Below are 14,463 nucleotides of genomic sequence, written 5' to 3'. Positions count from 1 at the left end.
CCACGATTTTAAAACCTCTGCAAGTGTTCCCACCAAAGCACGAGTTTTGCCACTGCAAAACTTGTGGGAAACGCACAACGTCAACTCGAACTCCAAAAGTCAACTTACAGCGTTCTTGCCTTCCCCATGCAAGTTGCACCGACCACCAAAAAAACACTTAACAACCAACTTGCATTGCGAGCGCCGCACGAGCAATAAAAACCAACCTCAAACTCGCCGCCGTGCTTGTCGCGGCGAGTTTGAAACCCTTACTAACTGCACCCACCAAAGCACGAGTTTTGCGAAGCAAAACTTGTGGGAAACGCACAAAATCAACTCGAACTCCAAAAGTCAACTTACAGCGTTTCCTTAATTTTTTCTTTATTTTACTTGAATCTATGCTATAATATTATCGTTCGATATTGACAGCGTTTTTTTATTTGCAAAGGTAAAAATATGACAAAAGAAGAATTCTACAGTTCGTTTAAGGTTCTTACAAAAGCGGAACTTCATCTGCATTTGGAGGCCGTTATCAGCAAAAAGACAATTCGCTATTTCTATGAGCGCAAACACAGCGGACTGAGCGATGTGCAGGCTGATTCTGAAATTGCAAAGATTTTTACTTATTCAGATCTGAACGGATTTATTCAGGCGTATCTTGCGGTTCAGGATTTGTATGAAAGCCCTGCGGATTTTGATTATGTCTTTGCAGATTTAAAAGATTATCTTGTTCGGAATGGTATTTCTTATGCGGAAGTTTTTGCCGCTCCCAGTGCATTCATCAAAAAAGGCTGGAATTTTTCTGATATGGTAGAAACTTACAGCCGAAATATCCGCAAAATCAACTCCGACACAGGAATAAAAATTCGGCTCTTAATCGACGTGTCTAGAACCTTTGGCTACGAGAATGCCGAGAAGAATCTTCAGCTTTTGCTTTTGAACATGATTCCTGAGATTATCGGAATTGGGCTTGGCGGCTCGGAACAGAAGGGGCCTGCCAAACTGTTTGAAAAGGTTTTTGATAAAGCCCGTTCTCAAAATTTATTCACCGTGGCCCATGCGGGCGAGGACGTTGGCCCCGAATCAATCTGGGATGCAATCAAAATTTGTAAAGCCGCCCGAATCGGTCACGGAATTTCGGCAATTCAGGATGAAAAACTTATGCAGACTCTTGTGGAACGAAAAATTCCTCTTGAAGTTTGCCCAACAAGCAATGTTTTTACAAAAAAATATGTAAAAAATCTCGCTGAGCATCCAATCCGCACGTTCTTCAACAAAGGAATCCTTGTTACGCTCAACTCCGACGACCCGCTTTTCTTTGGCGTGGAACTTTTGGACGAATATTGGAACGCATACACCGAAATCGGCTTCAGCGTGGAAGAACTCAAGCAAATTGCAAAAAATTCGTTTGTGGCTTCGTTTTTGACCAATGATGAAAAATCGGAATTTTTAAGGAGATTTGATGACTAGGAAAAACTCGATTCTGAAGCAAATCCTTTTACCAGTTGTTGTGATTCTTGTGTGTCTTACAGTTCTGATTATTGGTAGCGTCAGTTATACTTTTTCTTCTTCTTATACGGAAGAAATTTGCGCTCAGAATGCAGATACAGCTTCTTATATTGCGGAATCCGTTACGAATTTTATGGACGGCGCGTATAACATTACCGACGAAGTTGGGCACAACCCGCACATAATTGGAATGGACGGCAATGAGCAAGCGCCCGTTCTTGTTTCTGCAGTGGAACGAAATCCGTATATAGAACTTGCGTATATCGTTAACATGGCAGGAATGCAGACTGCTCGTTCGTCCGGGAATTGCGGCGACAGAAGTACCCGCTGGTGGTTCAAGCAGATGCAAGCAACAAAAATGCCGTTCATTTCAAAATCATATTATTCCGTTTCTACGAATATGCCGTGCGCGTCCATTTTTGTTCCGATTATGTCGGATAATGAGCTTTTGGCATATTCTTGTTCTGATTTGAAATTGGATTATCTTACTTCGCTTGTTGGAAAATACACTTCCAAGTCCAGCGGAAAATATTCGTTCATTATTGACGGCGAGGGCGTTGTTGTTGCGCATCCAAATCATCACTTTATAGAAGAATTGTACAATTACAAGACGATGACGCACACTGTAAGCGAAAAAAATGCGGACGGTTCTGTTAAAAAGGATGAATTGAATCAAATCGTAACGAAAGAAGAAGCATTTGAAGTGGATTCAAAATTGTCTGATGCAATAGAAATGCTTCTTTCTGGAAAAAGCGGAACAGCCCAGGTTGATATGAACGGAACCGAATCTTTTGTGGCATGGTCACCAGTAAAACTCAAAGGAAATTCTGCAAACTGGGGCGTGATTACGGTTCAGGATACAAAATCTGCTTTTTCTGTTATGTACCGAATTATTCGGATGATGCTTTGGATTGCCGGAGGCGCGCTTGTAATCGCCATTGTAATTGTTGTTTTGCTGGCAAAAAGAATTTCAAATCCGATTACGAAAATTTGTTCGATTATTGGCGAAAATTCAGAACTGCTTGTTGCTGGAAAAAGCGAAGAGCTAAAGAAAATTGAGATTTCAAGCAAGGACGAAATTGGCGACGTTGCGGAAGGATTCAACACGTTCAGCGAAAAATTGAGCGAAACGATTATGCAAATCCGTGTTTCGCAGGATAAGGAACACCGAATCAGCGCGGAACTTTTTGAGGAAGCGCAGAATCTTGTAGTTTCGGCAAAGGAAACTGCGGCGACGAGCCAGGATTCAAGTGCGGCGGTAAAAGAAATCGTTGCCACGATGGAAGACACGAACGACCTTTCGGAAAATATTTCTCGAAAAATCAAGGATGTTTCCAGCGTTGCGAACAACACTTCGTCTGATGTAGTTGACGGAGTGGCCCAGCTTGACCTGAACGTAAGGCAGCTTCACGAGATTTTTGACGCAAACCAGGGAACAATAGAAGGAATCAAAATCTTAAGCGAAAAAATTGAGAGCATCTGGGACATTGTTTCGCTTATTAACAACGTTGCTGACCAGGCAAAAATCATTGCGTTCAATGCGGAGCTTGAGGCGAGTTCGGCTGGCGAGGCCGGAAAATCCTTTAGAATCGTTGCGAATGAAATCCGTCGTCTTTCGGACGGAATTATTGACGGAACGCGGGAAATCAAAGAAAAAATCACCGAAGTTCAGCATTCTTCGGACTCGCTGATTCTTGCGTCGGAAAGTAGCACCGCAAAAATCAACGAGGGCTACGAGAACGCGCGCGGGCTGGACGAAAAATTCAACAACATCAAAAAGTCGGCAGAAATCACTGCGAAGAGCGCGGACGATATTGCGGACATTATTCAGCAGCAGGCCAGCGCGAGCGAGCAGATTCTGATTGCAATCAAGGAAATTGCTTCGGGCGTGGAGAATTTTACTGTTGCCACGGACAATATTTCTACTGCGGCGGAAAACGTTCGAAAAATCAGCGAGGATTTGAATAATGCAAGCAGTGAAGATTGGCACGGATAAAAAATTCTAGTTTTTTATGTAAATAAAGATGGAAAAATTTATTATGAAGAGCAAACGCAGTTTTTTTATGTCTATCAATAAAATTTATATAATCTCCTTTTTATTGATTTTAGTAATGGCTGTTGTTTTGGGAACTGTTTTCGTCATGGTTTCAAAGCAAATGGCACGTCGGAGTATTTCCCAAAAACTAAGGGACGAAGTGAGCCGCAAAGGAATCATGATGGAAGACTACCTTCAGCCAGAAATTGCGCTTGCAAAAAAACTTGCCACTTCTCCAACTGTCATTCAGTTTTTCAAAAAACCGCAGAGTAATGAAAATCGTTCCCGCGCCATGACTGAATTTAAAAGTTTTCAGGATGCCTTCACTTCGCACATGATTTTCTGGGCGAACGACATCGACAAAGAATTCTGGAATGCGATGGAATATTCATACACCATAAATCCAGACAACCCAACTGACTATTGGTATAAGATGACTCTTTTTGAAACAGAAGTCTACAATTTTAACATCAACTACAATGCCGAGTTAAACATGACTTGTCTGTGGCTCAACGCCGTTGTTCGCAATGAAAACCAAAAGCCTGTCGGCATGGTCGGAACCGGCATTGAATTGGACAATTTTATTGGAAAGTGCTACGAGCATCTTGGAGATGAGATTGACATGTACTTCTTTAACGAGTCAAAAGAAGTTACGGGGGCAAAGGACAAGCAGGTTTTGGTTGACAAAAAACTTATTAACAAACTTTACTCCGACGAAGCTGATTTTGACCACGTGATGCGAAAATCAAAAGAGCTTTCAAAGACTGGCGGAGGATTGTATGAATTTCAGGTTAATCAGAATACATACGGCGTAATTCGTTACCTTCCAAGTTATGGCTGGTATTTGCTCGCCACCGAGTCAATTTATGATGAAAAACTGCGGGAAAGTTCTACACTCCTCATAATACTTATTATTGCGGAAGTGATTTTTTCTATTTTTGTTATCTTCATAACAAAGCTCCAGATTATGATGTCGCAAATCCGGTTGTCACAGGAAAAAGAGCGCGAGAATCAGACAAAGGAGCGTGAAATGGGTATGCGTCTTTTTCAGGAAGCCCAAAATCTTGCTGTTTCGGCAAAGGAAACTGCGGCGACGAGCCAGGATTCAAGTGCGGCGGTAAAAGAAATCGTTGCCACAATGGAAGACACGAACGACCTTTCCGAAAACATTTCGCGTAAAATCAAGGATGTTTCGAGCGTGGCAAGCACTACATCTTCTGACGTTGTTGAGGGCGTCAATCAAATTGAGCTTAACGTAAAGCAGCTTCATGAAATTTTTGCCGCGAATCAAAAAACTATAGAAGGCATGAAAAATCTGAGCGAAAAGATTGAGAGCATTTGGGACATCGTTTCGCTCATTAACAACGTTGCTGACCAGGCAAAAATCATAGCGTTTAATGCGGAGCTTGAAGCAAGTTCGGCAGGAGAGGCCGGAAAATCGTTCCGAATTGTTGCGAACGAAATCCGTCGTCTTTCGGACGGAATTATTGAGGGAACGCGGGAGATTAAAGAAAAAATCACCGAAGTTCAGCATTCTTCAGATTCTCTTATACTTGCTTCGCAAAGCAGCACAGAAAAAATCAACGAGGGCTATGAGAACGCACGGGATTTGGACAAGAAATTCAACAACATAAAAAAGTCCGCTGAAATCACTGCAAAGAGCGCGGATGATATTGCGGACATCATTCAGCAGCAGGCAACTGCGAGCGAGCAGATTCTTATTGCCATTAAGGAAATTGCCAATGGCATTGAGAATTTTACGGTGGCTACGGACAATATTTCAGGAACTGCGGAGAATGTTAGAAAAATATCGGAGGGATTGAACAATGCAAATCAAGAATAATGAGAGTGAGGTTGCTTTTCCAGACAACCGCAAACAGATGAATCTCAAAATCTTTGCATTTTATGCCGTCGGAATTCTTGCAGCCCTTGTAGTGGTCGTAATTCTTTCTGCAGTGAGCATTATAAAAACAGCAGAGCAGTTTTCTAAAATGCAGGGAATTCCTGTTGTGGAAAAAGTTTTTGAATACATTGATGGCGACAAATTTGAAAATCTTACTTCCACGCTTGACAAGGACGACCCGTGGGCGGAAGAAACGCGCCTGTGGATGTTTGATGTGGCTCAATCCGTTGGCTGTGCATATTTGTTTACGATGAGCCCCGTGTCTGGTACAACGTATCGCTACATAATCGACGGAAGTTGCGATCCGAGCGATGAAGAAAATTTTTCGCCAATGGGAACGGAGGAGGATATTGAGGCTTGGAGCAAGGCCCCGTTCATAACGATGAAAACCGGCGAATTGACGAGTTCCGGGATGGTTTACCAGGAAGGGTGGGGCTGGACCGTAAGCACTTACAAGGCGATTAAAAATTCAAAAGGAAAAAACGTTGGCTTTATAGGCTGTGATTTTGAAATTTCGTTCATCATCAAACTGATTGCCCGAAGGATCACGATAATTCTTTCGATAAGCGCAATTATTTTTGCGGTTTTTATAATTATCATCTTAAAACTTAAAACTCTTATGGCTCAGATTCGTGAGGCGCAAGAAAAAGAGCACAAGGCGATGGAACAGATTCGCGAGAACATGGGGCAAATCCAGGCTTCCCAGGAAAAGGAACACAGAATTAGCGCGAATCTTTTTGAGGAAGCGCAGAATCTCGTAGTCTCGGCAAAGGAGACTGCGGCGACGAGTCAGGATTCAAATGCGGCGGTAAAAGAAATCGTTGCCACGATGGAAGACACGAACGACCTTTCGGAGAATATTTCGCGAAAAATTAAGGAAGTTTCGGGGCAGGCGAACAGCACTTCTTCCGACGTTGTGGACGGCGTTGCTCAAATTGAGCTTAACGTAAAGCAACTTCACGAAATTTTTGACGCGAACCAGAAAACTATCTCAGGAATCAAGAATCTGAGCGAAAAGATTGAAAGCATTTGGGACATCGTAACGCTGATTAACAACGTTGCGGACCAGGCAAAAATCATCGCGTTTAATGCGGAGCTTGAAGCAAGTACGGCAGGAGAGGCCGGAAAGTCATTCCGAATCGTTGCGAACGAAATCCGTCGTCTTTCGGACGGAATCATTGACGGAACACGGGAAATCAAAGAGAAAATCACCGAGATTCAGCATTCTTCGGATTCGCTTTTGCAGGCTTCGGAGAACAGCACTGAGAAAATCAATTTGGGTTACGAGAACGCGCGCGGGCTGGACGAAAAATTCAACAACATCAAAAAGTCGGCTGAAATCACGGCCACAAGCGCGGACGATATTGCGGACATTATTCAGCAGCAGGCCAGCGCGAGCGAGCAGATTCTGATTGCAATCAAAGAAATTGCTTCGGGCGTGGAGAATTTTTCGGTTGCCACGGACAATATTTCTAACGCGGCGGAGAATGTGCGAAAAATCAGCGAGGAGTTGAACAATGCAAGCAGCGAATAACGAACTTGAGACTCCCAAAAAAGGAAGCTTGGCTGGCGGCGGAAAAGACGGCCGTTTTGTTTCTGCGTCAGTTCCGGCAGAGACAGAAATCAACGAGGTTTGTGAGGTTCCTGAGGAAAATCTTACTTACCTGATTTTTTCGGTGGGCGAAACTTTTTTTGCAATAAAAACTTTGCTCGTCAAAGAAATCATGCATTCGGCAAAAATTCATCCACTTCCTTTTGTGCCGGAATACATTGAGGGAGTGGTGAACTGTCACGGAACGCCTTTTACTGTGGTGAACACTCTCAAAATGGCTGGCGAGGAAAAAAGCGAAATAAAAGGCGGCACGGTTCTTGTCTTTAAGCGCAAGGACGACAATTTTGGCATTCATATTTCGAATATCGAAATGTTCTTTGAACCTGAGGAACAGGACATCCGTGTTGACGGAATTCGCTACAAAACGAAAATAATTCCCTTCTTTGATTCTGAGTCAATTGAGGAGAGAATGAAAGAAGATTTGACAGAAAAAGAAGATTAAAAATCGACAGAAAATCGGTCATTGAGCGTAGTCTAAATGACCATAAGGGAACTTTAGAAACTTCAGTTTTTTGAGGTTCCATAACTTACAGGTGGTTTGACTACGCTCAACCACTACAAAATTGTGGAGGACTAGTTATGAGTGACAAAGTAAAAAATTTGCTTGCGGAGTTAAAACAATCCCAGGGAATTGGTTCAAACAAAAATACTCGCCATGCTGACCTTGCTTCAGCATCTGGCAGTTCGGCAGCAGAAAAAAAAGACGAACTTCCGACTTCGAAGAACTTCACGATTCTTTGCATTGGGGCTTCTACAGGCGGACCGAGTGCCGTTCAGCTTGTGCTTCAGGGATTGGGCGAGAATTTTCCTCTTCCTGTTTTGTACGCTCAGCATCTTGATGTGGGAGCTGACGATAAAATGGCTAAATGGTTCAGCGACACTTGCCCGAACATTCCCGTAACACTTGCAAAAGACGGCGAGATTGCCCAGCCCGGTCACGCTTATTTGGCTCCTGCCGAAAAGCATCTCGTGATTGACCGCGTAAAAAATGGTCTTCCGGTTCTAAAACTTTCTGACGAGCCGCCTGAGCGGTTCTTGCGCCCTGCCGTGAACAAACTTTTTCGCTCTGCGGCAAAATTTTACAAGCAGAGCTGCCTTGCAATCCTTATGACAGGAATGGGCGCTGACGGTGCGGAAGGCTGCAAGGAAATTATTGATGCGGGAGGCTACACAATCTGCGAGGATAAGTCCACTTGCAAAGTCTTCGGAATGCCAGCTGCCGCAATCGCAATGAACGCGGCAAGTAAAGTTCTTCCTCGTGGAGAAGTTGCTCCAACGATTTTGAAATTGGTTAAGTAAAACTTGTCATGCTGAACTCGAGCCACTCGTTACCGAGCTCGCTTTGTTTCAGCATCTCCGCTGTACCATAGTGCAGAGATTCCGAATCGAGTTCGGAATGACAATAATTTTTTGATCAGTCCCGACATAGACTTGAGGATTTTATTATGGAAGAAAAAGAATTTGCTGAAATCATATCGATTATTACTCAGCAGACTGGAATCGTTCCGCGTGAGAGTCATAAAGTTGGAATTATGAACTTTATTGAAAAACGCAAGAAAGAAATCGATTTGGGAGGCGTTCCATATTCGGTTTTTCTCAGACTCAACAAAGACGAACTGTGCGTGCTTCTGAACGCTTCCACTGTGAATGAGACTTATTTTTTTCGCGAGGAATCTCAGTTTTTGCTTTTAAAAGACAAAATTCTGCCAGAAATCCGGGCAAATCTCGGTTCAAAACCCATAAGAATCTGGAGTGCGGCTTCTTCGAGCGGGGAGGAAATTTATTCCCTCTTTCTTTTGGCTCAATCCCTTGGCCTAAAAACTGAATGTGTCGCAAGCGACATCAACACGGCTGTTCTCGAAAAGTGTGCCAAAGGAGTGTACACGCCAAATTCCGTTAAGCTTGTGGACGGAGCGAAATTTCATCATCTTCTCGCAAAATACTTAAAAACTGACAAGTCGGTTTCTTTTCCGGAAGAAATTTGCAAGCAGATTGAGCGGCGGCAGATAAATCTTTCGCTCGTGGCGGAGAGTTTTCCCCGTGGCGTGAATGTGATTTTTATTCGCAATGTTTTTATTTACTTTACCAGCGAAATGAAAAAGCAGATTCTTTCAAAAATCGTGAACGAAAGCCTGGCGGACGGAGGCTATCTTTTTGTTTCGATGAGCGAGCTTCCTTCGATTGACGCTTCGATTCTTCCGAAGAATCTAAAAAAATGCTGCGACGGAAAGGTGTTTTATTTTAAGAAAGAAGGATAATCCGCAAGAAATATGGCAAAAGAAAATAAAAAATCAGCAGTTGGAATTCTCTCGGCGGGAAAAACACGACTTCCGCTTCTTAGCGAGTCTGCCACCATCATCAGAAATTATCTTTCTGAAACGCGGTGGCTTGTGTACGCCCTCAAAGAAAAGCCGACTTTTTCGCGCGAAATTTTGCGGGTTCTTAGCGTGACTAAGGACAATTCCCGGATTTTAGGCTTTACGCCGGTCTACAAAATTTACAGGGCGGTGGAAAGTCTTTACAAGGCAATTCTCGACGAAAAAATCGTGTTTAACGAAAATCTTAGGGTTCTTCTTGAAAAAGTTTCGGTAAAAATTTCCGAAATGTGTGATTTGATTGAAAAAGAAGAATTTGAAGATCTTATGGAATGCGAAATTCGCCCTTTTCTTTTGTATCTTGACAAGGCCGAGGCGGGCGAAATCTTCAATGCCGAAATTTTGGACAAAAAGAAAGAAAGTCAGTCTTCTTGCCAAGACAGTGACGGTGAAGTTTCCGGCGAGGATTCTGTCGTCCATATCCAGTCGTCAAAGGTCGGGCAGCTCGTAAACATGCACGAAGAGATGATTGCGCGTTCTTACATAATCATGAATCAGGTTGAGATTCTAAAAAACGCACTTCGCGACGGCGACATGAGGACTGCCCGCGACTCGTACAAGCAGATTGGGCTTGACTCGCAGAACTTGCAGGCTTCTTTGCTTCTTTCCCATGACCAGATTATGAGCTTTATCCAGGACGATGCTTTTTTGGCTCAGCACCAGGATTTTCAGGGATTTTTCGTGTTCGCAAATGGGCGCAAGTATCTTATTCCTTCTGAATTCGTGCAGGATGTTGTTACGGAAAGTCCGCTGAATTACGAAGAAAAGCAGAATCAAAAATTTTTGATTTACATTCAGGAAAACGAGTCGGGAAGCGAGAGAAACCGCGAGGAAATTCCGGTGTATTCGCTAGGCTCGCTTCTTCCGGGAATGGCTCAGCGTGGCCGGGCGATTATGGACTCAATAATCATCGTGAGCTATCAGTCACAAAAAATCGGAATTATCGTGGATTCAATGCACAAATTCGTCTCGCTGATTCAAAAGCCCATGCCTCCTGTGTTCGCCCACTTTCCGATTCTAAAAGGACTTGCTTTTGACGAAAAATACGACATGATTCCGATTCTTTACATTCCGGAAATCTTAAAACGTTTCCGTGCAATGCGCCCTTACGACGTTAAAAAATTTGAATCGATGGTCAAAAAACACACGAATCGGGTTCTTATCGTTGAGGATTCAGAAACTACTCGCCTTATTGAGCACACGATTCTTGAAGGAAACGGATTTTTGGTTGACGAGGCCTGTGACGGAATCGAGGCGATGTCAAAAATCAAGGAAAGCCAGTTTGACTTGGTTATTTGCGATGACGAAATGCCAAGAATGGACGGCGAAATATTTTTGGACAATCTGCGCCGAATGGAAAATTACGCAAAAGTTCCTGTGATTGCCGTTTCGAACACAGAAATTCCAAAAGCTGACGTGTTTATCAGCAAAGCTGACTTTAAACGCGATGATTTGATTCAAAAAATAAAAGAAATGATATAAACGCTCGTCATTCCGAACTCCTTTCGGAATCCAGGAGGTTCAATTTTGAGTTTTTACAAAATCCGTCATTCCGAACTTGTTTCGGAATCTGTAAATACGGATGCTGAAAAATTCAGCATGACAGTTATTCAATATACTAGTTTGCTGAGCGCAGTCGAAGCACAGAGACCTAAACGCGTTCAGTATGACAATTTTGGGTCAGCATGACAAATGGAGAATAATATGAGCAAAAAAATTTTAATACTAGAGCCGTCAAGTACGTTGCAGGCAGTTTTTTCGGAGAAGACTAAAAAGAGCGATTTTGAACTTAGTTTTGATACCAACGGAATCCGCTTTCTCGTTACGCTCTACAATTCTCTTCCAGAGGCGATTCTCGTGAACGCGCGGAACATGAATCCTTCTTGCGTTGAGTTTTGCCGGCTCGTTAAGAACGTTGCTCGCTTTAAAAATATTCCGGTGGGCGTGTACGCCACAAGCGACTTTTTATTCTCCGAAAAATTCAAAATTGATTGCGGGGCTGATTCGTTCATAAATCTTGACCCAGCGACAATCCTTGAAGAATTGGAGACCCTTACTTCAAAAAAAGGCACGCCTCTCGCGACTCCGCAAGAAAATGACATTATAAAAGCTGGCGTAACCGAAAAAATCTTTTCGATGATTGCTTATCTTGAATCAATTCCAAAAATTGCATCTTCGTATTTGAGTTTGCTCGCAGAAATTTGTGAGCTTCCTGCCGCTGCGCTTTTCTTAAAGACCGACGATGACGTGGAGGGGTTTTACGTTTGTGCTGAAAAGTTTGCGGAAGACCAGCGGGAAGACTTTTTAAAAGTGTGCATGAGCGATTTTGAGGAGCGGTTTGTGAATCTGAATATTACGAACCTTGAGCCGACGAAGGTTGACTCCGAAAAGTCGCTGGAGAATTATGTTTCTGAAGATTTGCCGCTTTCAGCTTATCATCTTTTTTCGATTAAGGGCGACTCTGGCGAAAAGTTTGGCACAGTTCACGTTGTGCGTAGCGGTGCGTTCACAACAAAACAGATGGATTTGTTCGCATATTCGGTGCGCACTTTGAGCATTTTGTTAAAAATTGCCGTTGCCGTTCGCAAAAAGATGAAATTTGAAAAAAATATCAGAAAGGCGTTCAGCCGTTTTGTGCCTGAGCAGATTATTGACGAGCTTGTTGCGGGTGCCGAAAAACAGGCTTCGGTGGGCGTTGGCGAAAAACGCGACGTTGCGATTCTTTTTAGTGACATCCGTTCGTTCACGAACATCAGCGAGAGAAACAAGCCTGAAACAATCGTCGCTTTTTTGAATCGATATTTTACGATTATGTGCACGGTGATAAAAAAACACGGCGGTACGGTTGATAAATTCATTGGAGACGCGATTATGGCGGAGTTCGGAGTTCCTGTGAGCTACGAGGACAATGCCAGAAGGGCTGTTGCTGCTGCCTATGAGATGCGCGAGGCTTTAGGGACGGTTCCGCTCGAAGATTTGGTTTTGCCAGAAGGCATGAACTTTAACATTGGAATCGGAGTTCATTACGGAGACGTAATTGTTGGCTCAATCGGCTCGCAAGACAAAACCGATTATTCCGTAATCGGCGACAACGTTAACCTTGCAAGCCGCCTTGAAGGTCTTACCAAAAATTACGGCTCAATGATTCTTGTGAGCGAAGCGGTTAAGGCGGACGTAAAAACCGACGAGTTTATCTTCCGTCATCTTGATGATGTAAAAGTAAAAGGTAAGGCAAATGCCGTAGGAATTTATGCAGTTGACCGAAATCTTGAAGATTTTTCTGAGGAATACCGTGATTCTTATGACAAAGGGCTTGCCCTGTACAAAAAAGGCGTGTGGAACCTGGCAAAAGAATATTTTGAAAAGGCCCATGAATCCGTTCCCGACGACAAAGCCGCAAAACTCATGCTCAGCCGGTGTGAAGAGTTTATAGAAAATCCGCCAGAAAACTGGGATGGCGCAATTTCCTTCCTGACAAAATAAATTTTTGCCGCAGATGATGCGGAAAATTGGGAAGTATGAAGTATGAAGTATGAAGCGAAGGGGGGCTGACTAAAATGTGCTGTCATGCTGAACTCGTTTCAGCATCTAAAATACTTGCGGAAAAGATTGTTGTTGCGTTTTAGACAGGCTCAACCACCGCAAAGAGAATAAATTCGAAGAAAAAGGGGTGGGTGCTCGGTCATTGAGCCCTACGCTGCATAGCAGCTTCGGAAAATCGCTAAAATCGCAGTGCGATTTTTTAACGCTCCCTATGTCGAAATGACAAAGGCAAGAGTGCTTTGCAGGAGTTTGCCGATTTTTCCTTGCCTACTTGAATTTTCACTCTGATAATTCTACAGTTTCGTCATGTCGAATTTTGTTTTTTTTGTAAAGGCCCATGCAACGTTCTTGTTTGCCGCTCTTTTGGCCGTTATTACTTGTTTTGTAGTGCCGCCTTCAAAGGCTTATGCCGCATATATAGACTGGAACACAATTGCAATTTTGTTTGCGCTCATGGCTGTTGTGCGCGGATTTGAAAAATGCGGCGTGTTCAAAAAACTCGGTGACTTTTTGACTTCGCTTGTTTCGGACACACGTTCCCTTGCAATTGTGCTGGTTTTTTTGTGCTTTTTTATAAGCATGTTCGTAACGAATGACGTTGCGCTAATCACTTTCGTGCCGTTTGCAATTTTGCTCTTGGTTCAGGTAGAAGGCCTGAAGCCGTGGGTGCTGATTTTTATTGTCGTTTTGCAAACCGTTGCGGCGAACACAGGAAGTATGCTTACCCCAATCGGAAACCCGCAGAACCTTTTTATATTCAGCAAAAGCGGAATGAAAATCGGCGAATTTATGCTCGTTTTGCTGCCATACACTTTGCTTTGCGCGGCGTTGCTTCTTGCGGGATGTTTTTTGGTTCCTAAAATCAAATTGAACCATAATTCAATGGAAAAAGATTTTATAAAATCAAAACCTCGAAGGCACAAATATTCACTTTTGTTCCGTTACGCATTGTATTCCGCACTGTTTGCAGTTTCGATTCTGTCGGTCGTGCACATTATTCCAAAAATCTTGGTTGCCGCAATTATTTTGGTTACGCTTTTGATTTTTGACCGCAGAATCCTCATGCAAGTTGATTATTTTTTGCTTCTGACGTTCATTGCGTTTTTTATTTTTTCTGGAAATCTTGCTTCAATTCCTGAGATAAAGTCGTTTTTACAGAATGCGGTGCGCGGTCGCGAAGCGTTCGTTGGAATTGCGGCGAGCCAGGTAATCAGCAACGTTCCGGCGACGCTCATGCTCTACGGATTTTCTGAAAACATAAAGAATCTTTTGGTCGGCGTGAACCTCGGAGGCCTTGGCACTTTGGTCGGCTCCCTTGCAAGCCTTATATCGTTCAATCTGTACACCGCCGAAAAGAAAAATGCCGGAAAATTCCTCGGAATCTTTACGCTTGTAAACGTAGTTTTTCTGGCAGTTTTGATTGTGTTTTGGGCATTTCTAAAAGCTTAGAATTTTGAGATTTTTGACCTGACTCTTTCTAGAACATTTTTATGAAATTTTGAATAAA

General features: G+C 43.2%; 12 protein-coding genes. All 12 read left to right on the top strand.

Features of this window, described 5'->3' with window-relative positions; all coding sequences use genetic code 11:
• Window positions 1–352: hypothetical protein (locus tag JI65_RS17180; RefSeq protein WP_207106102.1), on the top strand; the 352-nt coding region annotated here is incomplete at its 5' end.
• 83 nt (window positions 353–435) lie between these two features.
• On the top strand, window positions 436–1,449 hold the full coding sequence (gene add, locus JI65_RS15420) for an adenosine deaminase (RefSeq protein WP_191018057.1): 1,014 nt from the start codon (window positions 436–438) through the stop codon (window positions 1,447–1,449).
• Window positions 1,442–3,484: a methyl-accepting chemotaxis protein gene (locus tag JI65_RS15415; protein WP_191018056.1), complete on the top strand. Its 2,043-nt coding sequence runs from the start codon at window positions 1,442–1,444 to the stop codon at window positions 3,482–3,484. Before add ends, JI65_RS15415 begins: the two co-directional genes overlap by 8 nt.
• Before the next feature lie 67 nt (window positions 3,485–3,551).
• Window positions 3,552–5,366: a methyl-accepting chemotaxis protein gene (locus tag JI65_RS15410; protein WP_191018055.1), complete on the top strand. Its 1,815-nt coding sequence runs from the start codon at window positions 3,552–3,554 to the stop codon at window positions 5,364–5,366.
• Complete coding sequence (locus JI65_RS15405) at window positions 5,350–6,960, top strand: methyl-accepting chemotaxis protein (protein WP_191018054.1); 1,611 nt, start codon at window positions 5,350–5,352, stop codon at window positions 6,958–6,960. The genes JI65_RS15410 and JI65_RS15405 overlap by 17 nt, the downstream gene beginning before the upstream one ends.
• A complete protein-coding gene (locus JI65_RS15400; protein ID WP_191018053.1) occupies window positions 6,944–7,480 on the top strand; it encodes a chemotaxis protein CheW in 537 nt (178 codons plus the stop codon). Before JI65_RS15405 ends, JI65_RS15400 begins: the two co-directional genes overlap by 17 nt.
• A gap of 137 nt (window positions 7,481–7,617) precedes the next feature.
• Entirely contained in the window at window positions 7,618–8,337 is a 720-nt protein-coding gene (locus JI65_RS15395; RefSeq protein ID WP_191018052.1) for a CheB methylesterase domain-containing protein, read from the top strand.
• A 146-nt stretch (window positions 8,338–8,483) separates the two neighbouring features.
• Window positions 8,484–9,296, top strand: coding sequence for a CheR family methyltransferase (locus JI65_RS15390; RefSeq protein ID WP_191018051.1), 813 nt, complete (start codon window positions 8,484–8,486; stop codon window positions 9,294–9,296).
• A gap of 12 nt (window positions 9,297–9,308) precedes the next feature.
• Entirely contained in the window at window positions 9,309–10,895 is a 1,587-nt protein-coding gene (locus tag JI65_RS15385) for an ATP-binding response regulator (protein ID WP_191018050.1), read from the top strand.
• A 45-nt stretch (window positions 10,896–10,940) separates the two neighbouring features.
• Window positions 10,941–11,102 (top strand): hypothetical protein, encoded by a 162-nt coding sequence (locus JI65_RS15380; RefSeq protein ID WP_191018049.1) that lies wholly within the window; start codon window positions 10,941–10,943, stop codon window positions 11,100–11,102.
• A gap of 15 nt (window positions 11,103–11,117) precedes the next feature.
• A complete protein-coding gene (locus tag JI65_RS15375) occupies window positions 11,118–12,896 on the top strand; it encodes an adenylate/guanylate cyclase domain-containing protein (protein WP_191018048.1) in 1,779 nt (592 codons plus the stop codon).
• Between the two features lie 366 nt (window positions 12,897–13,262).
• Window positions 13,263–14,405, top strand: coding sequence for an SLC13 family permease (locus JI65_RS15370; RefSeq protein ID WP_191018047.1), 1,143 nt, complete (start codon window positions 13,263–13,265; stop codon window positions 14,403–14,405).
• Window positions 14,406–14,463 lie beyond the last annotated feature (58 nt).

The sequence above is a fragment of the Treponema zioleckii genome (genome assembly GCF_014737315.1).
In the GTDB taxonomy this organism is placed as follows: Bacteria; Spirochaetota; Spirochaetia; order Treponematales; family Treponemataceae; genus Treponema_D; species Treponema_D zioleckii.
Note: the sequence above shows the minus strand (reverse complement) of the source record. Positions and strands in the feature narration are given on the sequence as shown.